27 protein-coding genes and 1 pseudogene are annotated in these 25,583 nt (G+C 69.6%); 8 read left to right on the top strand and 20 right to left on the bottom strand.

Annotation, left to right across the window (positions count from 1 at the left end):
* Positions 1-5: 5 nt before the first annotated feature.
* Positions 6-2,210, bottom strand: a complete 2,205-nt coding sequence (scpA, locus tag AB0J08_RS23695) for a methylmalonyl-CoA mutase (RefSeq protein WP_360637636.1) — start codon at positions 2,208-2,210, stop codon at positions 6-8.
* A complete protein-coding gene (locus tag AB0J08_RS23690; RefSeq protein WP_360637633.1) occupies positions 2,210-4,117 on the bottom strand; it encodes a methylmalonyl-CoA mutase subunit beta in 1,908 nt (635 codons plus the stop codon). The genes scpA and AB0J08_RS23690 overlap by 1 nt, the downstream gene beginning before the upstream one ends.
* Positions 4,118-4,510: 393 nt before the next feature.
* On the opposite strand from AB0J08_RS23690, the gene AB0J08_RS23685 reads away from it, so the two are divergent.
* Entirely contained in the window at positions 4,511-5,533 is a 1,023-nt protein-coding gene (locus AB0J08_RS23685; protein ID WP_360637630.1) for a C40 family peptidase, read from the top strand.
* A 192-nt stretch (positions 5,534-5,725) separates the two neighbouring features.
* Here AB0J08_RS23685 and AB0J08_RS23680 read toward each other — a convergent pair whose 3' ends face one another.
* From AB0J08_RS23680 to AB0J08_RS23670, 3 genes are all read right to left on the bottom strand, one after another.
* Positions 5,726-6,613, bottom strand: a complete 888-nt coding sequence (locus AB0J08_RS23680; protein WP_360637627.1) for a M56 family metallopeptidase — start codon at positions 6,611-6,613, stop codon at positions 5,726-5,728.
* On the bottom strand, positions 6,610-6,978 hold the full coding sequence (locus AB0J08_RS23675; RefSeq protein ID WP_360637776.1) for a BlaI/MecI/CopY family transcriptional regulator: 369 nt from the start codon (positions 6,976-6,978) through the stop codon (positions 6,610-6,612). Before AB0J08_RS23675 ends, AB0J08_RS23680 begins: the two co-directional genes overlap by 4 nt.
* Positions 6,979-7,054: 76 nt before the next feature.
* On the bottom strand, positions 7,055-8,038 hold the full coding sequence (locus AB0J08_RS23670) for a TIGR01777 family oxidoreductase (protein WP_360637624.1): 984 nt from the start codon (positions 8,036-8,038) through the stop codon (positions 7,055-7,057).
* Positions 8,039-8,285: 247 nt separating this feature from the next.
* Between AB0J08_RS23670 and AB0J08_RS23665 the strand changes: the two genes are divergently transcribed.
* The 4 genes from AB0J08_RS23665 (at position 8,286) to AB0J08_RS23650 (ending at position 11,745) form a co-directional block, all read left to right on the top strand.
* Complete coding sequence (locus AB0J08_RS23665) at positions 8,286-9,101, top strand: hypothetical protein (protein WP_360637620.1); 816 nt, start codon at positions 8,286-8,288, stop codon at positions 9,099-9,101.
* 246 nt (positions 9,102-9,347) lie between these two features.
* Entirely contained in the window at positions 9,348-9,995 is a 648-nt protein-coding gene (locus tag AB0J08_RS23660) for a YoaK family protein (protein ID WP_360637773.1), read from the top strand.
* Positions 9,996-11,164: 1,169 nt separating this feature from the next.
* Positions 11,165-11,479 carry a hypothetical protein gene (locus tag AB0J08_RS23655; RefSeq protein ID WP_360637617.1) on the top strand — a complete coding sequence of 105 codons (315 nt, stop codon included), beginning with the start codon at positions 11,165-11,167 and terminating at the stop codon, positions 11,477-11,479.
* Positions 11,467-11,745, top strand: coding sequence for a hypothetical protein (locus tag AB0J08_RS23650; RefSeq protein WP_360637614.1), 279 nt, complete (start codon positions 11,467-11,469; stop codon positions 11,743-11,745). Before AB0J08_RS23655 ends, AB0J08_RS23650 begins: the two co-directional genes overlap by 13 nt.
* Positions 11,746-11,758: 13 nt before the next feature.
* Here the strand turns inward: AB0J08_RS23650 and AB0J08_RS23645 are convergent, their stop codons facing one another.
* The gene (locus AB0J08_RS23645; RefSeq protein ID WP_360637611.1) at positions 11,759-12,232 is read right to left on the bottom strand and encodes an NUDIX domain-containing protein; all 474 of its coding nucleotides are present in this window, start codon (positions 12,230-12,232) and stop codon (positions 11,759-11,761) included.
* Positions 12,233-12,254: 22 nt separating this feature from the next.
* On the bottom strand, positions 12,255-13,757 hold the full coding sequence (locus AB0J08_RS23640; RefSeq protein WP_360637770.1) for an SDR family NAD(P)-dependent oxidoreductase: 1,503 nt from the start codon (positions 13,755-13,757) through the stop codon (positions 12,255-12,257).
* Positions 13,758-14,059: 302 nt separating this feature from the next.
* Here AB0J08_RS23640 and AB0J08_RS23635 point away from each other — a divergent pair, with 302 nt between their 5' ends.
* Positions 14,060-15,499, top strand: a complete 1,440-nt coding sequence (locus AB0J08_RS23635) for a GuaB1 family IMP dehydrogenase-related protein (protein WP_360637608.1) — start codon at positions 14,060-14,062, stop codon at positions 15,497-15,499.
* 15 nt (positions 15,500-15,514) lie between these two features.
* On the opposite strand, the gene AB0J08_RS23630 is transcribed toward AB0J08_RS23635, so the two are convergent.
* Entirely contained in the window at positions 15,515-15,763 is a 249-nt protein-coding gene (locus AB0J08_RS23630) for a hypothetical protein (RefSeq protein ID WP_360637606.1), read from the bottom strand.
* 47 nt (positions 15,764-15,810) lie between these two features.
* Here AB0J08_RS23630 and AB0J08_RS23625 point away from each other — a divergent pair, with 47 nt between their 5' ends.
* Entirely contained in the window at positions 15,811-17,316 is a 1,506-nt protein-coding gene (locus AB0J08_RS23625) for a recombinase family protein (protein WP_360637603.1), read from the top strand.
* 2 nt (positions 17,317-17,318) lie between these two features.
* On the opposite strand, the gene AB0J08_RS23620 is transcribed toward AB0J08_RS23625, so the two are convergent.
* The 3 genes and pseudogenes from AB0J08_RS23620 to AB0J08_RS23610 form a co-directional block, all read right to left on the bottom strand.
* Complete coding sequence (locus AB0J08_RS23620; protein ID WP_360637600.1) at positions 17,319-17,450, bottom strand: hypothetical protein; 132 nt, start codon at positions 17,448-17,450, stop codon at positions 17,319-17,321.
* 198 nt (positions 17,451-17,648) lie between these two features.
* Positions 17,649-17,807, bottom strand: coding sequence for an MT-A70 family methyltransferase (locus tag AB0J08_RS23615; RefSeq protein ID WP_360637597.1), 159 nt, complete (start codon positions 17,805-17,807; stop codon positions 17,649-17,651).
* Between the two features lie 88 nt (positions 17,808-17,895).
* Positions 17,896-18,402, bottom strand: a pseudogene (locus AB0J08_RS23610) (MT-A70 family methyltransferase); the annotation flags it as partial.
* Between the two features lie 70 nt (positions 18,403-18,472).
* Between AB0J08_RS23610 and AB0J08_RS23605 the strand changes: the two are divergent.
* On the top strand, positions 18,473-18,637 hold the full coding sequence (locus tag AB0J08_RS23605; protein WP_360637594.1) for a hypothetical protein: 165 nt from the start codon (positions 18,473-18,475) through the stop codon (positions 18,635-18,637).
* 76 nt (positions 18,638-18,713) lie between these two features.
* On the opposite strand, the gene AB0J08_RS23600 is transcribed toward AB0J08_RS23605, so the two are convergent.
* The 9 genes from AB0J08_RS23600 to AB0J08_RS23560 all read right to left on the bottom strand — a co-directional run bounded on the left by AB0J08_RS23600 (position 18,714) and on the right by AB0J08_RS23560 (position 25,409).
* Entirely contained in the window at positions 18,714-19,661 is a 948-nt protein-coding gene (locus AB0J08_RS23600) for a hypothetical protein (RefSeq protein ID WP_360637591.1), read from the bottom strand.
* A 79-nt stretch (positions 19,662-19,740) separates the two neighbouring features.
* Positions 19,741-20,310, bottom strand: a complete 570-nt coding sequence (locus tag AB0J08_RS23595) for a hypothetical protein (RefSeq protein WP_360637588.1) — start codon at positions 20,308-20,310, stop codon at positions 19,741-19,743.
* A gap of 504 nt (positions 20,311-20,814) precedes the next feature.
* A complete protein-coding gene (locus AB0J08_RS23590; protein WP_360637585.1) occupies positions 20,815-22,458 on the bottom strand; it encodes a recombinase family protein in 1,644 nt (547 codons plus the stop codon).
* Positions 22,448-22,624, bottom strand: a complete 177-nt coding sequence (locus AB0J08_RS23585; RefSeq protein ID WP_360637582.1) for a hypothetical protein — start codon at positions 22,622-22,624, stop codon at positions 22,448-22,450. Before AB0J08_RS23585 ends, AB0J08_RS23590 begins: the two co-directional genes overlap by 11 nt.
* Positions 22,625-22,709: 85 nt before the next feature.
* Positions 22,710-23,696, bottom strand: a complete 987-nt coding sequence (locus tag AB0J08_RS23580) for a DUF932 domain-containing protein (RefSeq protein WP_360637579.1) — start codon at positions 23,694-23,696, stop codon at positions 22,710-22,712.
* Between the two features lie 89 nt (positions 23,697-23,785).
* Positions 23,786-23,971, bottom strand: a complete 186-nt coding sequence (locus AB0J08_RS23575; protein ID WP_360637576.1) for a hypothetical protein — start codon at positions 23,969-23,971, stop codon at positions 23,786-23,788.
* Positions 23,972-23,980: 9 nt separating this feature from the next.
* The gene (locus tag AB0J08_RS23570; protein ID WP_360637573.1) at positions 23,981-24,568 is read right to left on the bottom strand and encodes a hypothetical protein; all 588 of its coding nucleotides are present in this window, start codon (positions 24,566-24,568) and stop codon (positions 23,981-23,983) included.
* Between the two features lie 134 nt (positions 24,569-24,702).
* Positions 24,703-24,963, bottom strand: a complete 261-nt coding sequence (locus tag AB0J08_RS23565; RefSeq protein ID WP_360637570.1) for a hypothetical protein — start codon at positions 24,961-24,963, stop codon at positions 24,703-24,705.
* 122 nt (positions 24,964-25,085) lie between these two features.
* Positions 25,086-25,409, bottom strand: coding sequence for a replication-relaxation family protein (locus tag AB0J08_RS23560; RefSeq protein WP_360637567.1), 324 nt, complete (start codon positions 25,407-25,409; stop codon positions 25,086-25,088).
* Positions 25,410-25,583 lie beyond the last annotated feature (174 nt).

Genomic DNA, 25,583 nt, shown 5'->3' with positions numbered 1-25,583 from the left:
GCGGCTCACAGGTCGTGGCCGAGGTCGGCGGCGAGCGACTTCAGCAGGTCGAAGGCGGCTTCCGGGATCACCGTGCCGGGCGGGAAGACGGCCGCCGCCCCCGCCTCGTAGAGGGCGTCGAAGTCGCCCGGGGGGATGACCCCGCCGACCACGATGGTGATGTCCTCCCGGCCGGCCTCGGCCAGTTCGGCGCGCAGGGCCGGCACCAGGGTGAGGTGGCCGGCGGCCAGCGAGGAGACGCCGACGATGTGCACGTCCGCCTCGACGGCCTGGCGGGCGACCTCCGCCGGGGTCTGGAACAGCGGACCGACGTCGACGGTGAAACCGAGGTCGGCGAAGGCGGTGGCGATCACCTTCTGGCCGCGGTCGTGGCCGTCCTGGCCCATCTTGGCGACCAGGATGCGCGGGCGCCGGCCCTCGGCCTGCTCGAACCGCTCGACCAGGTCGCGGGTGCGCTGGAGGGGGGCCGACGGCCCGGCTTCGTCTCGGTACACACCCGAGATGGTACGGATCTGGCCGGAGTGGCGGCCGTACACCTTCTCCAGGGCGTCCGAGATCTCGCCGACGGTGGCCTTGGCCCGGGCCGCGTTCACGGCCAGGTGGAGCAGGTTGCCGTCCAGCGAGCCGCCGCGCTGCGGGCCGGCCTCGGCGGCCCGGGTGAGCGCGTCCAGGGTGGCCTGGGTGACGACCTCGTCGCGCTCTTCGCGCAGCCGGCGCAGCTTCTCGATCTGACGGGACCGCACCGAGGAGTTGTCGACCTTGAGCACGTCGATCTGCTCGTCGCTGTCCACCCGGTACTTGTTGACGCCGATCACCGGCTGTCGGCCGGAGTCGATCCGGGCCTGGGTGCGGGCGGCGGCCTCCTCGACGCGCAGCTTGGGGATGCCCGCGTCGATGGCCTTGGCCATGCCACCGGCCGCCTCCACCTCCTGGATGTGCTGCCAGGCGCGGCGGGCCAGGTCGTGGGTGAGCTTCTCGACGTACGCCGAGCCGCCCCACGGGTCGATCGAACGGCAGGTGCCGGACTCCTGCTGGAGCAGCAGCTGGGTGTTGCGGGCGATCCGGGCCGAGAAGTCGGTCGGCAGCGCCAGCGCCTCGTCGAGGGCGTTGGTGTGCAGCGACTGGGTGTGGCCCTGGGTGGCCGCCATCGCCTCCACGCAGGTGCGGGTGACGTTGTTGAACACGTCCTGCGCGGTGAGCGACCAGCCGGAGGTCTGCGAATGGGTGCGCAGCGACAGCGACTTGGCGTTCTTCGGGTCGAACTGCTTGACCAGTTTGGCCCAGAGCAGCCGGGCCGCGCGCAGCTTGGCGACCTCCATGAAGAAGTTCATGCCGATCGCCCAGAAGAACGACAGGCGCGGCGCGAAGGCGTCCACGTCCAGCCCGACGTCCAGGCCCGCCCGCAGGTACTCCACGCCGTCGGCCAGGGTGTAGGCCAGCTCCAGGTCGGCGGTGGCCCCGGCCTCCTGGATGTGGTAGCCGGAGATGGAGATCGAGTTGTACCGCGGCATCTTCTGCGAGGTGTACGCGAAGATGTCCGAGATGATCCGCATCGACGGCTGCGGCGGGTAGATGTAGGTGTTGCGGACCATGAACTCCTTGAGGATGTCGTTCTGGATGGTCCCCGCCAGCTTCTCGGGCGCCACCCCCTGCTCCTCGGCCGCCACGATGTACAGCGCCAGCACGGGCAGCACCGCGCCGTTCATGGTCATCGACACCGACATCCGGTCCAGCGGGATGCCGTCGAAGAGCTGGCGCATGTCGTAGATGGAGTCGATCGCCACGCCGGCCATGCCGACGTCGCCGGTGACCCGCGGGTGGTCACTGTCGTAGCCGCGGTGCGTCGGCAGGTCGAAGGCGACCGACAGGCCCTTCTGACCGGCCGCCAGGTTGCGGCGGTAGAAGGCGTTCGACTCCTCGGCGGTGGAGAAGCCGGCGTACTGCCGGACCGTCCACGGCTGGTTGACGTACATCGTCGGGTACGGGCCGCGCAGGTACGGGGCGATGCCGGGGTAGGTGCCCAGGAAGTCCAGGCCCGCCAGGTCGTCCGCGGTGTAGAGCGGCTTGACGCCGATGCCCTCGGGGGTGTCCCAGAGCAGCTCGTCGACGTCCTTGCCGGTGGCCTGCCGCCAGGAGGCGCGCCACTGCTCGCCGGTGACGTCCGCTCGGCCGTCCCCGTCCAGCCCGATTCCGGTGAAGTCGGGGATCATCACGCCACTCCGCTTTCGTCGGTGATCTCGTCCAGGAGCGAGGACAGGACCGCGACGGCGTCGCCGCCCGCGAAGACGAACCCGTCCACGCCCGCCCGCTCGTACGCCTCGCGCTGCTCGCCGGGCCGGCCGGCCAGCAGCACCCGCCGGGCGCCGGCGGCCTTGAGCGCCGCGGCCACCGCCTCGGCGTGCTCGCCGTACAGCTGGTCGCTGGAGCAGAGGCAGGCCACCCGTGCGCCGGAGGCGGCGAACGCCTCGGCGACCCTGGCCGGGGCGCCGGGCTCGGCCACCGCGGTCTCGACGGCCGTGGTCGCGATGCCGCCGGCCTGGAACAGGTTGGCGGCGAAGGTGGTCCGCGCGGTGTGCGCGGCGGCCGTCCCGAGGGAGGCCAGGAAGAGGGCCGGGCGGGCGCCGGTGGCGGCCAGCCGGGCGTCCGAGCGGGCCCGCAGCGCCTCGTACGCCTCGGCGCGGCGCACCCGCGGCAGCCCGCCGCCGGGTCCGGCCGGAGCGGGCCGGCGGACCAGCGGCTGCTCGTCCAGGTTCGGGAACTCGCTGACGCCGGTGATGGGTTCGCGCCGCTTGGCGAGCGCCACCGAGCGCTCCGCCCAGGTGGCGGCGATCCGCTCGCGGACCAGGCCGGAGCCCAGTGCGGCCCGCTGGCCGCCGGCCCGCTCGATCTCCTGGAACCAGGTCCAGGCGGCGTGCGCGAGCTCGTCGGTCAGCTGTTCCACGTACCAGGAGCCGCCGGCCGGGTCGACGACCCGGGCCAGGTGCGACTCCTCCAGCAGGATCGCCTGGGTGTTGCGGGCGATCCGGCGGGCGAAGGCGTCGGACAGGCCGACCGCGCTGTCGAACGGCTGGACGCTCACCGCGTCCGCGCCGCCGACCCCGGCGGCCAGGCAGGCCACCGTGGTGCGCAGCATGTTCACCCACGGGTCGCGCTCGGTCATCATCACGGCGGAGGTGACGGCGTGCTGACGCTGCGCCGAGGCCTCCGGCGCGGCCCCCGACACCTCGGCCACCCGGGCCCAGAGCCGGCGCGCGGCACGGAACTTCGCGATCGTCAGGAACTGGTCGGCGTCGGCCGCGTAGCGGAACTCCAGCTGGCCGAGCGCGGCGTCGACGCTCAGCCCGGCGGCGGTGAGCGCGCGTAGGTACGCGACGCCGGTGGCGAGTGAGCAGCCGAGCTCCTGCGCGGGGGAGGCGCCGGCCTCGTGGTACGGGAGGGCGTCGACGACGAGGGCGCGCAGCCCCGGGAAGCCCTCGGCGCAACGGGCCGCCAGGGTGGCGGCGTCGGCGAGCAGCGTCTCGGTGCGCCCGGCCAGGCCGGTGCGGGCCTCCAGGCCCAGCGGGTCGGCGCCGAGGTTGCCCGCGGCGGCGCCGGCGGAGACCTCGCGCTCCTCGTAGAGCTTGAACAACTGCTCGGCGGCCTCGGTGAATTCCGGTCCCGCGTCGAGCACGATGCCGGCCAGGTCGAGGTAGACGCCGGTCAGTGCCTCGGGCAGGGCCGCGACCGGCAGGGCGTCGCCGCCCAGCTCCAGCCAGAGCGAGCTGCCGCCGTTCTCCAGGTCGGCCAGGACGGCCTCGTTGGCGCGGCGCGGGTCCGGGTCGGTGTGCCGCTGGCGGACGTCCCAGCCGGACACCGAACTGCCCTGCGGCCGACCGCCGCGGACGAACGGTGGGAAGCCGGGGTAGCCGGGCTCGGCCGAGGAGTCCTCGGCGGTGTACAGCGGGCGGGCGCGCAGCCCGTCCTGGAGAGCGGTGGTGAGCGCCTGCTCGGCCGCCGCGCCGTCGGCGGGCTGCGCACCCGACTTTCGCAGCACGCTCTCGACGAGGTGCTGCCACTTCTCGCGGTGTGCGGCCGGGAATTCGGCGGCCAGGGGAAGCCCTTCGGGCGGGACCGTCATGCCCCGCAGGTTAGCGCTCGTTTGCGTCGGCGCAGCAGAGGGCGAGGGTGTGACCTTGCCCTCGCTTTGCCCTTCGTCGCACTTCAGAGGGGTCGACCGGCGGAACCGGCGACTGGAATCCGGTCGGGGTTTTCTCAGGAAGTGGACGGCGGGGCGGACGGCGCGGGTTGCGGGTGGGTTGCGGAACCGTACCGGCTATCTATTAAGTTGCTTAGTAGAAGTGGACGGGGGCCGCCCGTGCACCTCCGTCCGCTGTCACCGTGAAACCACACGTACGGCGGTGAAACCGCACGTACCGCGGAAACCGCACGTACCGCGGAAACCGCACGTACCGCGGAAACCGCACGTACCGCGGTGAAACCGCACGTACCACCGTGAAGGAGCCCGACGCCCATGGGAAAACGCCGAAAGCCCAGCCCGCCCGGTCGGGCCCGGATGGCGGTCATGACGACGGCGCTGGCCGGCGGCGCCGTGCTCGCCGCCGGCACCGCCCGGGCCGAGCCGGTGCCCACGCTCGACGCCGTCAAGGAGCAGGTCGACCGGCTCAACGAGGAGGCCGAGCAGTCGATCGAGCGCTACAACGGCTTCCAGGAGAAGCAGCAGCAGCTCAAGGGCGAGGCCGACCGGATCCAGGACAAGGTCGTCCGCGGCCAGGAGGCGATGAACCAGCTGCGCACCCAGCTCGGTGTCGTCGCCGCCGAGCAGTACCGCAACGGAGGCATCGACCCGTCCGTGCGGCTGATGCTCGACTCCGACCCGAGCGCGTACCTGGCGAGGGCCTCGGCGCAGAACCAGGTCCTCGACTCCCAGGCGGCGTTGCTCGCGCAGGCCCGCAGCGAGCAGCGCCGGCTCGACCAGGACCGCACCGAGGCGGCCGCCGCCCTCGCCCAGCTTGACGCGGCCGGCACCGCCCTGGCCGAGGAGAAGAGGACGATCCAGGAGAAGCTCGCCAAGGCGCAGGCACTGCTGAACCGGCTCGGTGCCGCCGACCGGGCGAAGGTCAACGCCCAGGAGACCGCCGCCCGGGCCTCCCGCGCGGCCGAGCGCCCCGCCTACAACGGCCCGGCCACCGGCCGGGCCGCGGCCGCCGTCCAGTTCGCCTACGCGCAGCTCGGCAAGCCCTATGTCTGGAGCGCCACCGGCCCCGCCGGGTACGACTGCTCCGGTCTGACCGGCGCCGCCTGGAAGGCCGCCGACGTCAAGCTGCCGCGGGTCTCCCAGGACCAGTGGAAGGTCGGCCAGCGGATCGCGCGCGGCGATCTCCAGCCCGGCGACCTCGTCTTCTTCTACCCGGACATCCACCATGTCGGCCTCTACATCGGCGACGGCAAGATGATCCACGCCCCGCGCACCGGTAAGAACGTCGAGGTGCTGGCGATCGACGCGATGCCGTACGTCGGGGCCGTCCGCCCGTAGGCCGCCGCCGACGGGTCAGGCCCGTGAACAGGCTCCGGCGTGCCCCTTGTCCGGGTCCGGCCGTTCGAACGGTGGAGATACGGGCGGCAGAGTGGAGGACGGTGCAGGTACGGGCGGCACGGCGGGAGCCGGTGGAGCTACGGCCGGAACGGCCCGGCAGCCGCCCGCCGGGACCCGTCCGGCGAGCGGCCGCTACGGGTGCGGCGCGCAGGCCAGCAGGTAGGGCAGCAGCGGCGCGGACACCGCGGCGAAACGCCAGACGGGAGCGCCGGTGCGGGTGTCGGTCGTGGGCCGGCCCAGGCGCTGGACGCGGGCCAGGACGCCGGTGGAGGCCGCCGCGAACGCCGGCCCGCCGACCGGCCCCCCGGTGGCCAGCAGGCAGAGCGCGGAGGCGAGTTCGGTGCGGGTCGCCACCACCAGCGCGGCGTCGTCGGCGGCCATCTCCAGCAGCAGCGCCACCTCCGCCCGGCCGGTACGGGCCAGCGGCAGCGGGCCGAGGGCCAGGGCGAAGGTGTCCACCACGAGCCGCGCCAGGTGGTGCCGGCCGCGGATGTGTCCGTGCTCGTGCGCGACGGCGGCGGCCAGCTCGCGTTCGTCGAGCAGCTCCACCGCGCCGCGCGACACCACCACCCTGGCCCGGCGGCCGGGCAGGCAGTAGACGGCCGGGCGGGCGTCGTCGAGCACCAGTGTGCCTCGGCGCCGGTCGCGGACGGCGACCACGTCCAGCACCGCGCGGTGCCGGCGCCGCAGCTGTGCGGCCCGCACCCCGAGGGTCAGCGCCACCGCGGCCGGGGCGAGAGCCACTGAGGCCGGTACCCACCAGGCGGGTGCGTGCGGGGCGGCGGCCGGGGCCGCCTCGACGTGCGGGAGCAGACCGACCAGTCCGGCCGGGTCGTGCCCGAGCGGCGCCGCCAGATGGTGCGCCGCGAGGAGCAGCGCGGTGCCGAAGGAGGCCATCAGCGCGAGCCAGACGGCCACGCCCGCCGCCGGCCGGGCCTGGAGCCGGCGCGAACCGGCCAGCCGCCGGGGGAGAACGACGCCGACCAGGACCAGGTGGAGCGCGAGCAGCGCGAGCGTCACCGGGGATCCCGCGCCTTGACCTGCTCCAGGGCCGCCAGCAGCGCCGAGGCCTCGTCCCCGCTCATCCGGTCGACGAAGTGCAGCAGCGCCCCGGCGCGGTCGGAGGTGGTCTCCAGCGCCTGGTGCATCAGTTGGGCGGTGTACGCCTCGCGGGTGCAGGTCGGCTCGTACACCCAGGCCCGCCCCACCTTCTCGCGGCGCAGCCACCCCTTGGTGTGCAGGATGTCGGCGACGGTGGTGACGGTGGTGTACGCGAGCGGCCGCTGCCGCTGCAGGTCGTCCACGATCTCGCGGGCGGTGGCCGGCCGGCCCCAGGTCCAGAGCCGGTCCATGATCTCGGCCTCCAGATCGCCGAACCCGCGCAACACCGCCCGAACGCCCCTTCCACCCGCACCCGGCCGGGTCCCGCCCGGCCCGTCTCCCCGGCCGTCCGCCGGCCGCCTACCGGGCCATCGTACGGGCGGGCCCGCCGCCGGCGGGTACCGGTTCGCGGCGCATCCGCCGGACCAGGTCGGCCGCCGCCTCCGGCCAGTGCGGGTGCTCGAAACCGAAGCCGGCCGCGTGCAGCCGGCCGGGTACCACCGAGCGGCTCTTGAGCAGCAGTTCGGTGTCCGAGCGCAGGGCGAAGGCGCCGATCTCGGCCATCCACCGGGTGGCGGGCAGGCCCACCGGGATCCCCCCGGCGTGCCGCAGGGCCCGCATGAAGGCGCGCTGGGGCAGCGGGTGGGGCGCGGCGAGGTTGACCGGCCCGGCCAGGTCGTCCCGTTCGAGGAGGAAGCCGACGGCGCGGACGAGGTCCCGGTCGTGGATCCAGGACATGTACTGTGCGCCGCCGTCGATCGGTCCGCCGAACCCGTACCGCGCCAGGCGCAGCATCAGGTCGAGGGCGCCGCCGCGGTCGGGGCTCATCACCATGGCGCAGCGCAGGGCGACCTTGCGGGTGTCCGGTGTCGCGGCCTCCTGCTGGGCCTGCTCCCAGGCCCGGGCGATGGCGATACTGGCGTCCCAGGAGCGGGGCGCGTCCGGCTCGCCGCCGCCCAGTACGCCGGCCCGCTCGTCGTGCGGGGCGCCGAACCGGTGGGCGTAGATGGTGGCGGTGCTCATCTGGAGCCAGACCCGCGGCGGCTTGCGCGCCGCGGCGACGGCTCGGCCCACGACCCGGGTGGAGTCCACCCGGGATGTCAGCATCTCGCGCTGGTTGGCCCGGGTGTAGCGGCAGTTGACGCTGCGCCCGGCGAGGTTGATCACCGCGTCGCTGCCGTCGATCGCCTCGGCCCAGTGACCCAGGGTGCGGCCGTCCCAGTAGAGCTCGCGGTCGCGCCGCGGGCGCCGGGTCAGCACGAGGACGTCATGGCCCTCGGCGCTCAGCGCGCGGTCGAGAATCCGGCCGACCTGTCCGGTGCCACCGGGTATGACGATTCTCATTCGGGTCTCCTCGGTCTGTCTGCGGTGCAGCCTAGCGCAGATCTGAACGCGTTCAAATGATCCCTGGGTCGGGTGGACCTCCCGTCGGATGGTTCGGCTGTTTGCATGACGCCATTCATTCGCACTAGGTTTCGACGCCGTCGACACGCGAGCTGACCACCGCTCGGACCACGGGGGTGGATCACCGGCCGGCCCGACTTCGGGGCCCGCGTCGGCGCATCACGACATCGGGGGAAGGAACAGTCAGTTGCGTACCACCAGGACGGCCGTCGCCACGGCCGCCGCACTCGTCTGTCTCGGCGCGCTGAGCGCCTGCGGGCCGGACGACGGTGCGGAGCAGAACGTCGGTCCGAGCAAGGCCGCCACCGGTCCGGCCACCGGCTCCACCGCCGCGCCGGCCACCGGCCCCGCCACGGCACCGTCGAGCGGCTCCGCCAAGCCGTCGGCGGCCGCTCCCGGGGCCCGGGACATCCCGGCCGGCGCCTGGATCAACCCGCGGGCCGTCCCACTGGACTCGGTCCACCACTGGACGGCTCCCGCGAGCAGCGCCAAGGCCGTCGGCGGCGCGCCGGTCTTCAAGCTCCAGGAACTCTGCCACTCCACGCTCTCCAAGGACAACGAGAGCCTCGGTGCCGGCCAGGCCGCCGCGCAGGCGTTGCTCGGCGCGGGCGGCGCCGACCAGTGGCAGGCCCAGCAGACCCTGCTGTACCAGGGCGACCCGCGCCCCAGCAGCGGCGTCGCGCAGAGCGCGCACGCGGTCTTCCGCGACCTCCGTGACGAGCTGAAGGACTGCGCGAGGACCGCCCCCGGTGCGACGGTCAAGGTGACCAGCCCCGAGGACGCGACGTACGTCGCCGCGACGGTGACCGTCCCGCAGCCCGGCGGCACGACCGTCGTCCTGCACACCTACCTGACGGCCCCCGACGGCACGGTGAACGAGCTGGCGCTCTGGGCCACCGCCAAGGCCGGTGCCCAGCCCAAGGTCCCCTGGGCCGGCCCGGCCGACGCCGAGGTGGCCAAGGCCATGGACGCGCCGCTCTGCGCCACGCTCAAGGACTGCTGACGGCGAACTGCCGCGCTGTGCCCCGGCCCCGGCCCGAGTGCCGGGGCCGGGGCCGGTCCACATTCCCGCCCACCCCCCGCCCACACCCCCCGTCCGACCCGGACCGGGCCACGGCGGGGGTTCGGCGTGCCCCGGGCGGGCGGACGGGCGTAGAACGGACGCAGTGCCGGCGACCAACCACCGGGACGCCCGAACCGGAGGAGGACAGCTGTGTGGAACGACCCCCGCCACGGCCCGCTGGTGTCGATGCTGCTGGTGCTCACCGTCGTCACGGGGCTGGTGGACGCGGTGAGTTACCTCGCCCTCGGCCATGTCTTCGTCGCGAACATGACGGGCAACGTCGTCTTCCTGGGCTTCGCCCTGGCGGGTGCGGCCGGTTTCTCCGTGACCGCCTCGCTCGCCGCGCTGGGCGCCTTCCTGGCGGGCGCGTTCGCGGGCGGCCGGCTCAGCGAGCGCCTGCCCGGCCACCGGGGCCGGCTGCTGGTGGTCTCCGCCGTCGTCCAGGCGGTGCTGCTGGCCGTCGCCACCGCCGTGGCGGCGCTGGCCGGTCACACCGCCGAGCCGGTCCGCTACGTGCTGACCGGCCTGCTCGGGCTCGCGATGGGGTGGCAGAACGCCGTCGTCCGGTCCCTCAAGGTCCCCGACCTCACCACCACGGTGCTCACCATGGCCCTGACCGGCCTGGCCGCCGACCGGGCCGGCCCGCGCCGGTTGGCCTCGGCCGGCTGGATGTTCGCCGGGGCCTTCCTCGGCGCCGCACTCGTCCTGAACGCCGACGTGCCGACCGCGCTCGCCCTCGCGCTGGCCCTGGTCGTCGCCGTCGCCGCCGTCACCGGTCGCGCCTCCAGCGGCCACCCGGCCCCGGCCTGGACCGGCCCGGACGGCGTGTCCTGAGGCACCGTCGGGCGCCCCCGGGGCCGCCGCCCGTCAGTCCTCCTGCGCTCCGCCGGGCTGTGGCTGGTACGGCCGCTCCAGAGCGGTTCGAGCCTGCTCCAGGAGCGCTGCCAGGTGCGGTCGGCCCGCCGGTCGAGGGCCCGCAGCCACAGGGCGAGGGCCCCGGCGACGGCCACTCCGAGGACGGTGAAGCCCGCGAGGCCCACACAGACCGCCTCGATCGCCACGCCGGTCCGGGTGGCCGGGGGATCGGTCACCAGACCGGCCTCGTCCACCCAGATGGTGACGGTGGCTCCGACGACGGCCGTCCGGTGCACCTCGACGGTGCCGGTGCGCGGCTGCCCGTCGGGCGCGGTCCAGGTGGCCTCGGCGGCCACCCGGCCCTGGTAACCGCTCGCCGCCCGGCTGCCCACCGCGGCCACGTGCCGGTCGGTGGCGGTCACCACGGCGTCGACCTGGCGCAGCCGTGCCAGGCTCGCGTCGGCGTCCCGCCCGACGGCCTGGTAGCCGAGCAGCGCGCCGCCGACGGCGGCGGCCAGGCCGAGGAGCAGCCCCAGCCCGGCCGCACACCACGCCCGGCTGCGCGACCGGTCCAGCGGCCGGACCATGGGATCGGGGTGGGTGCCGAAGGCCCGCCGCAGCTGCCGTCCGGCCCGCCGCGGCAGCGACGCGGGCCGGACCGGGACCGGGCCGGGAGTGCTGGACACGATGCGTGCTCCTCGGGTGGTGGGTCGCAGCGGTGCTCCGGGCGCCCGGCCGGGATCGTCCGCCGGGCTCCGGCTCCCAATCTCCCCCCGCCCCGGCCCGCGCACAAGAGCCGTGCGCGCTCGCACCACCGCGCCCGCCCGGTACGGGCCCTGACGGCCCGGTGGCGTTCCCGGGCCGGGGGCGCGATCGGCGCCGGGAGGTGGCAGGACCGGGACGTTCGGCCCTCGGCAGGGGTGGGCCGCGTGGGGCAGGCTGGCCGTGGCCGCGTCCTCCATGTGCCGGGACGCGGCGGGTCCGACTCGCTGTGGGGGCTTGTCGGGCCGCCCGTGTGGAGCGGGGGGCGGGCGTGTGGCCGCCTCCCGCTCACGCCCGCCCGGGGCCCACTGCCTGCTTCGAACCCGTCCGCGACATCACTGTTCCCCCAGGTCGGCGCCCTGTTCTCGCCAGCTACGCTCGGTCTGGTGATCGCGGGCCCCTGGCTCACCATGGCCGCCGCCCGGGGCGTCGCCCGGCGCACCAGCCGCCCGGCCACGCTGATCGCCGTCCGGCGCACCAGCCGCCCGGCCACGCTGATCGCCGTCCGGCGCCTCGCCGACGACCCGAAGGCGGGCTTCCGATCCGTCGCAGGCCTCGTTCTCGCCCTCTTCGTCACCACGGCGACGGTCTGCATCATCGGCACCGTCAACGAGAACCGGGGCGCCCTCAGCGGGGGACCGGAGACCAGGGCCGTGGTCTCCTGTCCGACCGCAAGCGGCCGTTCGCGATGCTGCGGCTGACCGGCGCGCCGCTGCGCCTGCTGCAGCGGGTGATCGCTCTGGAGAGCGCGCTGCCGCTGGTGGTGGTGGCCGCGATCGCGACCGGAACCGGTTTCGCGGCGTCCGTGATGTTCCTCAAGTCGCAGATGGAGTACGACCTGGTGTCGCCGGGCACGGTGTACTTCGTCCTGGTGGCGCTCGGACTGGCGGCCTCGCTGGGCATCATCGCCTCGACGCTGCCGCTGCTGAAGCGGATCACCGGCCCGGAGGCCGTCCGCAACGGCTGACCGGTCGCGCGCCCTACCCCGTCACCTGCGCACTGCGGGTGACGGGGTAGGCGTGCGTCCCGGCGCGCCGGACGGCGGCCAGGTCCGGCAGCCAGCTGCCGAGGACCAGGGCGGACGGGTAGAACATCGGCTCGGGCAGGGCGTCGAGCGCGACCCGCTCCCAGCCGGCGCAGGCGTGCGGCTCGGTGACCACGGCGGCGGCCAGGCTCGGCGGGGCGAGCACGGCCGCGGTGAGCCGGGGGCGGCCGAGCTCGTGGTCGAGCAGCACGGCGAGCACCCGCATGGCGGCGGCCGGCAGCACGATGCCGGTCTCCTCGGCGAGTTCGCGTGCGGCGGCCTGCTCGAAGGACTCGCCCGGGTCGTCCACCTTGCCGCCGGGCAGGCTCCAGGTGGGCGGCTCGCCGGCGGTGATCCGGCGGCCGAGCAGGACCCGGCCGTCCCCGGTGGGCACGATCACGCCGGCGCCGATCAGCGGTGCGGTGGTCAACTCGGTTCTCCGTTCGCGGGGTCTACCAGGCGGCGCGGTCGAAGTCCTTGAGGAAGCAGCCGTAGAGGTCCTCGCCCTGCTCGCCGCGGACGATCGGGTCGTAGACCCGGGCCGCGCCGTCGACCAGGTCGAGCGGGGCGTGGAAGCCCTCGTCGGCCAGGCGCATCTTGTCCGGGTGCGGACGCTCGTCGGTGATCCAGCCGGTGTCGACGGCGGTCATCAGGATGCCGTCGGACTCGAACATCTCCTGCGCGCTGGTGCGGGTGAGCATGTTCAGCGCGGCCTTGGCCATGTTGGTGTGCGGGTGGCCGGCGCCCTTGTAACCGCGGGTGAAGACGCCCTCCATCGCGGAGACGTTGACCACGTACTTGCGACGGGACGCCGAGGCGGCCATCGCCGGGCGCAGCCGGCTGATCAGGATGAACGGCGCGGTGGAGTTGCAGAGCTGGACCTCCAGCAGCTCCACCGGGCCGACCTCGTTGACGGTCTGCACCCAGCTGTTGGTGGGCGCGAGGTCGGGCACCAGGCCGCCGGCGTCGATCGCGGTACCGGCCTCGATCCGGGCGGGCGTGGCGGAGCCGGTGACCAGGGCGAGGGAGGTGACGTCCTCGGCGGAGATCCGCTCGCCGCCGCCGCTCGCCTGGGCGGGCAGCGCGGGCAGGTCGACGCTGCCGCTGCCGAAGCGGCCGATCGTGGTGGACTGCGGGAGCATGCCGGCCGGCAGCGGCGCGGACTCGGCGTTGACCAGCTCGCGGTACGACTCCGGCGGGCGGCGCACGGTCTGCGCGGCGTTGTTGATCAGGATGTCCAGCGGGCCGTCGGCGGCGACCTCGTCGGCCAGTGCCATGACCTGGGCAGGGTCGCGCAGGTCGATGCCGATGATCTTCAGACGGTGCAGCCAGTCGGCGCTGTCCGGCATCGCGGTGAAGCGGCGGATGGCGTCGTTGGGGAAGCGGGTCGTGATGGTGGTGTGCGCGCCGTCGCGGAGCAGCATCAGCGCGATGTACATACCGATCTTGGCCCGGCCGCCGGTGAGCAGCGCGCGCTTGCCGGTGAGGTCGGCGCGGGCGTCGCGGCGGGCGCGGTTCTTCACCGCGCAGCTCTGGCAGAGGTTGTGGTAGAAGGCGTCCACCTCGACGTACCGCTGCTTGCAGGTGTAGCAGGAGCGGGGGCGCTCCAGGATGCCGGCGATCTCGGTGGTGGTGACGGTGGTCAGGCCGAAGGCGCCGGCCGTCTCGTCGTCGATCCGGCTCGGTGCGCCGGTGGCGGTGCGCGCGGTGACCTCGCGGTCGTTGGCGGTCTTGCGGGCCCGGGTCTCCTGGCGGCGGCGCTGCTTGAGCGTACGGAATATGCCGCCGACCGCCTGGCGGACGGTGATCGCGTCCGGGTGGTCGACGTGCAGTTCGTCCAGCTCGGCGATCACGTCGAGGCAGAGCCGCAGCCGCTCGGGGTCGAGGCCGGGACCGTAGTCGATCTCCTCCTCGGTGGCCGCCGGGCCGCCGCCCTGCTCGATGTCCTGCTCGATGTCCACGCCCGCCGTCATGATGCCCGCTGCCGCTTTCCTGGATTGCCTCGCCGTTACCGCGTGAATGCTACGGGAGCGGCCCTGGCCGGGGCGAAAAGGCGATCACTTGGAGGAACGTCCAAGCCCGGGACGGCTCCGGTGATCACGTGTTGTGCACTGTGCCAGCAATCGCACCCGAACTGGCTTTTGATCCCGGGGTAGCGGAGAATCGAACGTTGGGTGCCGGGCGCCCGAGTGCGCCCGGCGGCCTCGCCGCAACCGCACCCGAGGTGTACCTTCTCCCAGCCAGAGAGCCCTTTTACATGCGCTTCCTGAACGACCTCAAGCCCTCGTACGACCTCACGTACGACGACGTCTTCATGGTCCCCAGCCGCTCCGCCGTGGGCTCCCGGCAGGGTGTCGACCTCTCCTCGAACGACGGCACCGGAACCACCATCCCGCTGGTGGTGGCCAACATGACCGCCATCGCCGGCCGCCGGATGGCCGAGACCGTCGCCCGCCGCGGCGGCCTGGTCGCCATCCCGCAGGACATCCCGACCGAGGTGATCGCCGACGTCATCGGCTGGGTCAAGCAGCGCCACCTGGTGCACGACACCGCCCTCACCCTCGCCCCGGGCGCCACCGTCGCCGAGGCCCTCTCGCTGCTGCACAAGCGCGCGCACGGCGCGCTGGTCGTGGTCGAGGACGGCAAGCCGATCGGCGTGGTCACCGACTCCGACTGCCAGGGCGTCGACCGTTTCACCAGCCTCGCCGACGTGATGTCCCGCGACCTGCTGCTGCTGGAGGACGGCATCGACCCGCGCGCCGCCTTCGACAAGCTGAGCGGGGCGCACCGCAAGCTCGCCCCGGTGGTCGACGCCGAGGGCAGCCTGGTCGGCATCCTGACCCGCAAGAACGCGCTGCGCGCCACCCTCTACACCCCGGCCGTCGACGCGCAGGGCCACCTGCGGGTCGCCGCCACCGTCGGCATCAACGGCGACGTGGCCGGCAAGGCCAAGGCCCTGGTCGAGGCCGGTGCCGACGTCCTGGTGGTCGACACGGCGCACGGCCACCAGGAGTCGATGATCAGCGCACTGCGCGCGGTGCGCGGGCTCGACCCGCAGATCCCGATCGTGGCCGGCAACGTGGTCTCCGCCGCCGGTGTCCGCGACCTGGTCGAGGCGGGCGCCGACATCCTCAAGGTCGGTGTCGGCCCCGGCGCCATGTGCACCACCCGGATGATGACCGGCGTCGGCCGCCCGCAGTTCTCCGCCGTCCTGGAGTGCGCCGCCGAGGCCCGCCGGCTCGGCAAGCACGTCTGGGCCGACGGCGGCGTCCGCCACCCGCGCGACGTCGCGATGGCGCTGGCCGCCGGCGCGTCCAACGTGATGATCGGCTCCTGGTTCGCCGGGACGTACGAGGCCCCGGGCGACCTCCAGACCACCGCCGACGGCCGCCAGTACAAGGAGAGCTTCGGCATGGCCTCGGCGCGCGCGGTGAGCAACCGCACGTCGCAGGACTCCGCCTACGACCGCGCCCGCAAGGCGCTCTTCGAGGAGGGCATCTCGCACTCGCGGATGTTCGTCGACCCGGCCCGCCCGGGCGTCGAGGACGTCATCGACTCGATCGTCGCCGGCGTGCGCAGCTCCTGCACCTACGCGGGCGCCTCCAGCCTGGAGGAGTTCCACGAGAAGGCCGTGGTCGGCATCCAGAGCGCGGCCGGCTACGCCGAGGGCAAGCCGCTGCACTCCAGCTGGGCCTGATCGCCCGCCGCCCGCTCAACCGACGGGCGGCCGGTTCCTCGCCACGGGGAACCGGCCGCCCGTCGGCCTGTCCCGGTCCCGTGGTGCGCCTGTGGCCCCCGCCCCGGTCCCGGCTTCGGCGCGATCCGGGCCGAGCGGGGTGAGCAGGGCGCGGCCGAGCAGAGCCACCGAGCCGTCCAGCACGGCGGCGAGGGCCGCCGCGGCCGAGGGCACCTCCCGCAGCCGCCAGAGCGCGCGGACGCTCGCCCAGGCGAGTGCTGGCAAAGGGACCTGTCGGATGGTACAATTCGGACATAACGAGGCATGCTCTTATGCCCAGCGTCCAAGTTCTGGCAGGTCCGCACTCACTCCAACGCGTCGCTGACTACGCGCGGCTGTCGGATGACGACGCCAAAGACCCGGCTGCTCGCGGCGAGAACGTTGCCATCCAGCTCGATGAGTGCGCGGTCTTCCGCCTGTCGAGGCCCGACTGGCTGCACGTCGCCAGCTTCGATGACAACGACATCTCGGCCTCCTCCTACAGCAGCGAGGAGCGCGAGGACTTCGAGAAGCTCATGGCGCTGGTCCGCGCCAGCGGCGTCGACATCATCCTGTGCGTCGAGGTCACCCGCCTGTTTCGTAAGCCACTCGAAGCTGAGGCCCTCATCGACCTGGTCTGGTCAAAGAAGACCAGCCTGCACACCATCGTCACCACCCGCGGTGGCTACTACGACCTGCGCACCAGCGTCGGCCGTAAGGCCATCCGCGACGCCGTGAACACGGCGGCCGGCGAGAGCGACAACATCTCGGACCGAGTCCGCAGCAAGAAGGCTGCTCAAGCTCGCCACGGGCTGCCGAACGGCGGCTCGCGGGCGTACGGGTTCGAGCCAGACGGCATCACGCACATCCCGCACGAGCGAGCGATCTGGCTGGAAATACGCCGACGGGTCATCCAGGGCGAGTCATTGGCGTCGATTGCGGTTGACCTCAACGCCCGTGAGATCCCAACCGTCAAGGGCAGGCGATGGGAGCGTCAGACCATAGTCAGGATGCTGAGCTGGCCTCGCTATATGGGGAAGCGGGAGCACCATGGCACGCTGTATGACGCTTGCTGGGACGGATTCGTCACACCCGAGGAGTGGGAAGAGCTCCAGATTGCCCTGAAGGCATATAAGCGCTTCATCCATAGCCGGGGCGATCCGTACAAGTACCTGCTGAGTGGCTTCGCCTTCTGTGGCATATGCGGGAAGAGGATGTACGGGAAACGGAGTTGTGATCCCGGCGGAGACGCTCCTAAGCCCCGCTATCGGTGTAAGAAGTTTGATAGCGCCGGATCGCAGCGAGCGTGCGGTCGTATATCCCGTCTGGCGGAACCGTTGGAGGACTTCGTAACCGAGGCGATACTGTATCGCTTCGACAGCGAGGAGTTCGCCCGCGCGCTGGCGGAGACGGAGGATGCTGCAGATGGGCTGGGTGAGGCCCTAGCCGAGCACCAGGCGAAACGGCAGCGACTGGACGCCCTCATTGCGGATTACTACGGCGACAACCCTGACAACCTCGGCCGTGACCAGTTCATGTTGGCTAAGGAAGCGGCGGAAGCCAGCCTGAACAGTGTCACGAAGCGGCTTGAGAAGCTGAGCGCAAAGCGTTCGCTGGTGGCGGTGCCGATTGACACCCCGCTGCGCGACGCGTGGGCTAACATGCCGGACCTTGGTTGGCGGCGCCAGATCATTGGGCTAGTCATCGACAAGGTGATCGTGAAATCAGCTGGCGGGAAGTATCGCTACAAGCGGTGGATCTTCGATACCAGTCGGATCGAGATTATCTGGAAGGTCTAGCGTCAGCCGCGGCCTTTGACGAACCGGGCTGCTTCGCGCAGCGCCGCCTGATCTGTAATTTTCTCGGGCAAGCCCTGGTTGGCCGTCGAGGTGCGAATGAAGTCCTTCATCTGCACCTGGGTCTCATGCGTCATGCGACGAGGGTCGTCTGCTGAGGAATTAGCGGAGCGATGTTTCATTCGGGCATTGCCCTCATTAATATCTTTAGATTATGATAGTTTTTATCAAATTGCCAGAGTCTGTCCCTGCTGTGGCTATGGAGCTCGACAGCAGCTTTCGGCGGCCATGCCTCGCGGACTTGTCCGCAGGGCATGACCTTCACCGGTGTGGGGCTACAGCGCTACATTGCACGTCACCTCGTTGCCCCAGACGCCCCAGCCGGGTTGGCGGCGGCGGGCGAACAGCTCCAGGTACGGGCCGGGGGAGCACCGCTCGATGACGGCGTACTGCTCCTCGGACTTGTGGCTGAGATCTTGGAGCGGGGCGTACAACCAGGACCCCTTGACCCTGGAACTGGATGGGGGCCCTACCGCGGATGCCGAGCAGCAGGTGCTCGGTCTGGTTGCGTAGGTACTGTCCGAGCCCAAAGCGGGGCTTGATCCAGGTCAAGCAGCTTCGGTACTGGAAGCCCCAGGCCTCCATGACCTTGATCTGCCGGAACAGGTCGGCGTTGGTCACCCATAGCCACAGGTGGGCACTGTCCTCAGCGAGCCGGCCAACCGGGAGGATGGCGTACGCCCTGGGGCGCGTGTTCCCGGGGCACGCTCCTTGGCCGTCCTGCACCCCCGAAAATCCCTTGGCGGCCGGGGCAGCGATGTTGTTAGGGTCCTCGTGTAGCCCACGCAGGGCGGAAGTCCGACCTTGCGGCTGCCCTACCCCTCCGGGCCAATCAGATGGTTGAGCCAGTCGGGGTCGTGTCGACGTTCCGTCCCGCCACCGACAGCGGGCGCCGGATCCTCTCAAGACGTGCGAAGGCAGTGTGTGGCAGATCAAGTCGTAGGCACGATCAGTTTGTGCCGGTTGCTCCACCAGCTTTGCCGCTGAGTCTCCTGGTAGTCGGGTATAGGGATTCAGTCCAGACCACATCACTGTGGTCGGACTGAGCCTGCCCTGTGCCTGCCGGTTCGACCACCCGTTCCAAGGGAGCGTTGAACCGGTGGACTCCACCATCATCCTGTCGCTGCTGGCTGGCGCCGGCGTGCTGAGCATCTTCCTCTTCGCGGCCAAGGGCGTGCTGGACCAGGTTCCGGACGTGCTGGAGTCGTGGGGCGCGATTCGCCGGACGTGGCGGCGTGTGCACGAGGACGACGACCAGGAGTAGCAGCTGATCGGCCAGCAGCGAGCGAGCACTGCTGGCGGGCCGGGTAGGTGGCGCGCCCCTACTCGGCCCGCCAGGGTCAGGCTGCCAGTCGGCCCGTTGCCCGAAGGATCTGAGAGACCAGCGACAACATCCGCACGAAGAGGTAGTCCACAGCCGCGTCAGCTGGCACTGGGTGTTTGTCGTGCTCGTGGTGTCGGATCGTAAACCTGTTGCCGATCTCGGTGAGCGCCTTGAACTCCTGCTCCAGGACCATGCGGAACGCCTCAGAGCCGTGAGCGGCTCGGTCGAGGAGCTGAGTCGCGGACGCCTTCTTGTCCTTCCCGCCTAGCTCCAGGGTCTTGAGCCGCTCGAAGCCGTCCCACAGCTTCTCCAGCGCATCCTGGCGATCACTGGGGCTTGTAGACAGAAACCTGGTCACGGCCTCGGTCAGCTTGGCGTCCAGCGCCTCGTCCCCAGTGGCTGGCTTGAAGTCTGAGATCACAGACCGTGACTCCGGGGGACCGAGGCGCCGGATGCGAAGATCATCGCCGAGCGTGAACGCGATCCCGTTCCGAGCGAAGATCAGTTCGATGTCCCGCTGGAACTCAGCCTGCCCCGGAGTGAGAGCAGGCGTGTTGAACCGGTACGGGTCCGCCTCGCGCTGATCATCGAAAAACAGGTGGTCGTGCTGCATGAAGCTGTGGTGAGCGCGCCGGGCTGGCTTATCGATGTTGAGCGCTACGAAGTCGATGACGTCCAGGATGGCCAGGGTGGCAGGCTGGTGATCTGGATCAAGCAGGGCGGTCCTTGTGAGGCTGGGCACCAGCACTCCGAGCGAGTCCAGGAACGCCACCTCGTCGGTTCCCGTGATGTAGCTGTCCCCATCCGTGCAGCCGTACTGAGGGAAGGCTCTGGCGAGCGATCCGTCCTTGATCCGGCGTTGGATGAGCGCAGCAAGGCCCCGCCACACGGATGCCGAAAGTTCTTCGTCAACCCGCGGCACCGTGTGACCCGTGCGGTCGGAGTAGAAGGTGCTGTCCGTCATCTGCTCACCTTGGCAGGTGACCACCACTCCGCCAACGGATTTCAGAGCCGGGCTGCATGCCGCGCCGGGGAGGAGCTTGTCAGACTGGTTCGGCCTCACTGGTGGGCTGCTCCTGCCCCGCCAGCCCAGCGATGGTGACCAGGTACTCCATGAGCAGGTACGACCCTGACTTGATGCCGTCGTAGTCGACCTCCGTGCCGTCGAAGTCGGGGTTGGTGTCCGCCTCGATCGAGCCCCAGAAGACGCCTAGCCGGCGCACCACCTCCGCTGCAGCCAGCAGCAGGTCCGTTCTGACCTCAAAGTCCGGGTCGATTACCAGCTTGGGCAACTCGTGGGCGATCTCGTGGCGGTGCTTCTGGATGGCGCCGAGTGTCGTGACCTGCTCAGCCGTGAGCGCGCCCATCTCAACCAGCCAGTCACAGGAGGCGGCGTACCTGTTCTTCGGGTTTCGGACCAGCACCGATTGCTGATACCGCGCCTCGTCGTAGGTGTGGTGCCCGTCCTGAAACCCGTTCCAGAAGAAGCCGTGCACCTTCTCGACGATCTCCGACTTGATCAGCTCGTAGGCTGACAGGAAGCTACCCGCCCTGACCAAGGTGATCATGACGGATTCCGGCGCAAGCTTCTGGCGAAGCCTCTCGTGGTCCATTCACGCACTGTGACAGGGGCAGCCCCTGCCTGTCCATCGCATTTACCGGGGCCAGTCAAGCTACTTATGTTTAATGGTTCAAAGGAGCCTGTTATTGCTGCCTCGCGCCCGGCGCTTCGCTCCAGCCTGACGCCTAGCGATATTTCACTATTGCGTCAATGCTGTGCGTATGCGATGGTATATCCAGTTAAGGCCGTCACTCACCACCCCCTCTAAGTAAGCACAACTCTTTTTCTTTGAGGTTGAGTGATGGTCTTAACGTTTGGATGAAGCGAGGAGGTGGGAGCCTTCATTTTGGTCTGATTTCATCCAGGCGAGCTTGTAGTTCGGGAGGCAGTTCTTCAGCTGGATGGACTATCCGGCCACTCTTGACTTCTTCTCCAACGAGGTCTGCGACAAGCTTTGCTCTCGCGCAGCATGAGCGAATGGCCTGCATCCTAGCCGTGCTGGTTCCTCACCCGGAAGGATGCGTTCACTGATCACGGCCTCTCCGGGTGGGGCGGGTTAAATATCAGATGTGAGCTCGCGAAAATTGATGTCGTGCCCCAGTGCCAATATCTCCGCACGACACTCAGTTCTAAACTTGGACACTAAGGCCCTCCAGTTGTCATTATCTTGGCAGCTTGAAATAGCTGCATAGGGCTTTTTGAGCTCAAAATCTATATTTTCGCCGTCCCATGTGAGGTTCGAGAGTGGAATGCTAAGTAGCTTGTTCTTCTGGCTCATCCTCACATCCTCGCTCAGGAAGAGGCCCTGGGCTTGGCTCGCTAGCTTGACAAGCCCCTTTGCGGACTTGAGGAATTGAGGGCTATTGTTGCTTTCTATTTGATCAATCTGCTCTCCAATCTCAGCCTGTCGATCAGTCTTCTCGGAGACTAGCTCATCGAAGAGTTCTGGACGGATGGTGAATCGATGCCGATCGCGGAACATGTCCTTCACCTCCTCATCCAGCCGGCTGTGCTCGGCTCGGAGCCGACGGATCTTCTCCTTATGGAACCGAGCTTCCTGCTCTGAGTCTTGCTCCAGCTCCTTCAGGAGTGACGGAACTCGCTCGTCCGGTATACGAATGTTGGCAAAAACTCTCGAAGCCACCTGCTCCGTGATCTGCCATTCGTTGACCCACTTAGCGCCATGCTTGCCGCCATACTCGGTGCACTTAAGGTAGTAGTACTTGCCCTTCTTGGGGCCATCCGTTAAAACGGTGTACCCGCAGATGCCACAGTGAATGCGGTCGCGGTAAAGATGTTCCTTAGAGGCGTACTTCGTCCGTCCCGTGGAACGGCGCTCGTTGACCTCCTGCACTTTTTTCCATAGCCAGCGAGGAATCAGGGGCTCGTACTTGTGTGGATAGAGGCGGCCGCGGTAGCGCATTTGGCCCATGTAAAACGGGTTCTGCAGCAGATGCTCCACCTGGCGCTTGGGGATGGGGCGCCCTTTTTCGGACGACACCATGCCAGCTTTCCGGAGCTTTTTGGTGACGGCAGAATACGACATCCCTGTAGCCCGGAGCTCGAATGCCATGACCGCGAGGTGACGCGATCTATCATCGGGCTTGATGTCTTTGATCGTTCGACTCTTGGGGCCGTCTCGATGGACGCCCGTGTCGATGTTCCGATAGCCGATGGGGGCTTTGGCGATCCACTCGCCCCGGTCCTCGACCATCTCCTCAAACTTGCGCTTGACATTATCGCGGGTTGAGCTGGCATAGTAGCTAGAAAGAGCCACGCCAATGTCAAGGCGGAACAAGTCTGGAGCGGGTGAGTCGCGATGGATGAAGAGGTTATCGGACGGGAAGTGTAGCTCGATCCTCCCTTGCTTTAGCAGATTGCCGAAGAGGGCGCGCTCGTCGCTCGACGAATCCCGACTAAAGCGGTCGATCTTGTCGAAGGTGACTATGGCGAGTGATCGGGCTCGCAGGATAGGGTCTATGACCTTCTTCCTAAAAACCGCCCGTGCTCCCTTGTAGGCGGTTTCATCGAACTCTACATAGGCAAAAGGTCGGGCTTGCCGCGAGGCATACTCAAGGAGCCGCTTTTTCTGAGCGGGAAGAGCGTCGATCTGCATTGAGTCTGACACCCGAGCGACTAGCAGCAGCCATGGCTCGGTGGTGAAAACGAGATCTTCAACCTGTCGTTCGCTACCTGGCATCACCGTCCTTTCTCAGCTTGGCTGCATGCTTAGCTTCTTGGTCCATCTCGTACAGTAGCTTGATGTAGTCCACCAGCGTGTCGCCGGTCGGAACCTCCTTTGCTTCCTGTCGCTCGAACTTATTCAGCCTCCGCAGCCCTTTATCAAGTCGCTTTTTGGAACTCATGACTATCTATTCCTTATGATTACTCTCTTGATGAAATATGGCAAGACAGAAGTGGCTCCCCGGCTTTCGCCGAGGAGCCGTTGCTTTATGCCGCCACCACCTCCCGCACCAGCCTCAGCGCCTGAGCCTTCAGCGGCTCCGGCTTAATGAGGGTCCGGTTGAGCTTGGTTTCCCAGCTTCTGGACCGCCGGACGTGGTCGAGGTACTCGCCAGCGGCTTGCACCAGCCCGTAGGCGGTGTGCGCCACCGGCGCGGTGGTGGGCGACGCCAAGATGCCGCGGATGGCTGCCCGAGCGTCTTCGACGTTCCGAGCGACGCGGTCGGTCACCAGGCCCTCGGGCGGCATGGGGATGAACTCCCGGACGAACAGCTCACGCTGCTGAGAGGTGATGCGGATGCCCAGCAGCTCGGTGGCCAGCTCTTCGTAGGCGCGAATCTCGCGCCGAGCGCCGGTGATGGCTTCGCGGGCCTGGGTCAGTCGGTTGCGCCAGCCGCGCTTGTGGATGAACGTGAACGTCGTGCCGGTGCGGTCGCCCTCCAGCTCGGCGGCGCGGAAGGTGTTGCCGCAGACGATGCGGACTGCGGTACAGCGGGCGGTGCAGCCGCCTGGCAAGCCGTGCCGGTTGGTGATGCCGATGTACGGCAGCGTCACGGTGGTGGCGTCGCCGGCCAGGACAATCGGCTCGTCGAGCAGCGCCAGGCACCAGACCGATCGGCCCTCGTCCAGCACGCCCGCGGTTTCCCACTTCACGTTGGGCTGGGCCAGCAGGGCCTCCACGATCTCGCCCATCTCGCCGTGGTCGATCACGGCGTAGCTGTCGCGGTTGATCCACAGCGTGGCTGAGGTGTCGGACCGAGCGATGCGCTGCCAGCCCTCAATGGCCCGGTAGTGCGGTTGCCCGTGGCCGTCGACGCCGACCAGCTCGTAGACCGACTCGGTGATGGGGTCCCAAGTGAGGCCGGCCAACTGCCGGGCTTCGGCCCAGGTGCGCGGGTGCTGGTCCAGGACCAGCCCCTCGCGATGCCAGGGCATCTCCCTGACGGAGAACATCGATTCCACATTGGCAGGCATGGCTGCCGTCCTTTCTGCCCGAAGGCATGAGAAAGGGAGCCCGCGCTGGTTAGCACGGGCTCCCGAAATGAAGAGTGGAAAGGTGCGATCTACTCGGTGTCGACGTACGACAGCGCGGTGATCTCGAACGTGGTGACCGGGTGGACGGCGTCGGCGTAGCCGGCGATGGCCAGCCCAGTGAAGAACCGGAGCTGTTCGGCTAGCCAGACGCGAGCCAGCTCGATGTCGAGCGGGCTGCTGCCAGAAGCGAACGTGATGCGCAGCTGCAGGTCCATGGCTGGCCTCTACAGCTCGGTCACGTCGACGCAGGTGACCTCGAAGGTCGAGGACTCATCCACCACGTCGTCCAGGCTGGACAGATTGGGCTGGACGTAGCCCTGGGCGTCCTCCTCGACGAACGCAGCGTCGTGGCCTTCGACCTCGTACGAGCCCGAGATCGTGTAGTCGACCCTGACTCGGGTGATGTACGGCTCGAAGTCGAAGGCGGCCAGGAAGTCCTCCAGGCCTTCACGGCAGATGTCGCCGTCCTCGTGCCGGTTTACGGCGTACTGCCGGATGGCGCCGAGCTGGCCCTGGTGAGCCTGGTGCTGCTCGGCGTGCTTCTCCAGCGCCACGCGGCGGCAGATGGCCAGGGCTTCGACCGCTTCGTGGAGGGCCTCGGCCCGGGCAGCCGGGTCGGTTACCGGCTCGAACTCAAGCTCCTGGAGGACGACCGGCGTGATCTGGCCGGCGTGGTACAGCTCGACCAGGTCGGCGTCGACCTCGCGCAGGATGACCCCGGCGCGGTCGCCGATCTGGACAGCAGCGGGCAGCAGGCCCGCTACACCCTGCGGAGCGATCTCGCGCAGGATCTCGGTGGTCAGCTCAGACATGGCTGACCCCCTTTCATGCAAGGTGCAAGCGCTGATTTCGGGTTGAGGCTCAGCGCTCAAGCAGCCCCGGGCAAGGCGCCCGCCGGGCCGGCTGTCGGGCTAACAGCCAGCCGGGTGGACGCCCCCGCGGGGCATCAGAACTTGCGGCGGCAGACGTAGCAGCGGTCACTGTCCATGAGTTCGCTGTACGTCATCCGGTGCGGGAACTTGTACGAGGAGAAGGCCGGCCGGTCCCGGTCGAAGCCAAGCGTCTTGGCATACTCGTCCAGGATGTTCTCCGTGGTGGCGCCACCCGGCCGCCGGATGGGCCAGGCCGGGATGATCCGATCCCGCAGGCAGCGAGCGCAGATGGTGCCGGATTTGTAGAAGTAGGCCGCCACATCGAGGTGCGCCATCTGGCGTTCATTCGTGAAGTCGAAGTCTTTGTCTTGGTCGGGCATAGGTATGGCCGTTTTTGCCATAGAGCCTCCTTTCGTAGGTGATGAAACTACGGACAGATTTGGACTTTGGAATGGAGCTACGGGATTTTGGGCCGGATCAGCGTCTGGACGGCCTCGGCCTTGGTCGCCACCCAGAACAGGCCGCGGGCGTCGAGCGGTTGGCTGGCGATGACACGGCGGATTCGGTCGGCTCGGTGCTCGGTTGGGACGACGAACACGACCCCGGGGGAGACGCCGTGCTGCCGGTACTCCAGGTCGGTGAGCTCGTAGGCGCGGTAGCGGCGGCACTTGGCCGCGAGCTGGCGGGGGCTCTCGGTGGCCCGGTCCACCTCGATGAACCAGGACAGCAAGGTGTCGCCGGTAGCCAGGCGGACGAAGGCATCTGGTCGCAGGACCTGCACGCGGCCGTACTGAACTTGATTGGGTGATGTCGGGGCTGTTCGCCTGACGGTGGGGCTGTGGATCCGGTAGCCCTGGGGCATGAGGTACGCGCAGGGCGGCGGCTTGACCGACGCTGAGAGGGCCGCGCGGGAGCGGATCCGGCTGGAGGCCGTGGTCCGCTTCGAGGGCGGGGA

Origin of the sequence: Kitasatospora sp. NPDC050463, from assembly GCF_040655255.1 — a bacterium.
Taxonomy (GTDB): Bacteria; Actinomycetota; Actinomycetes; order Streptomycetales; family Streptomycetaceae; genus Kitasatospora.
This window is presented reverse-complemented; position numbering and strand designations above follow the sequence as displayed.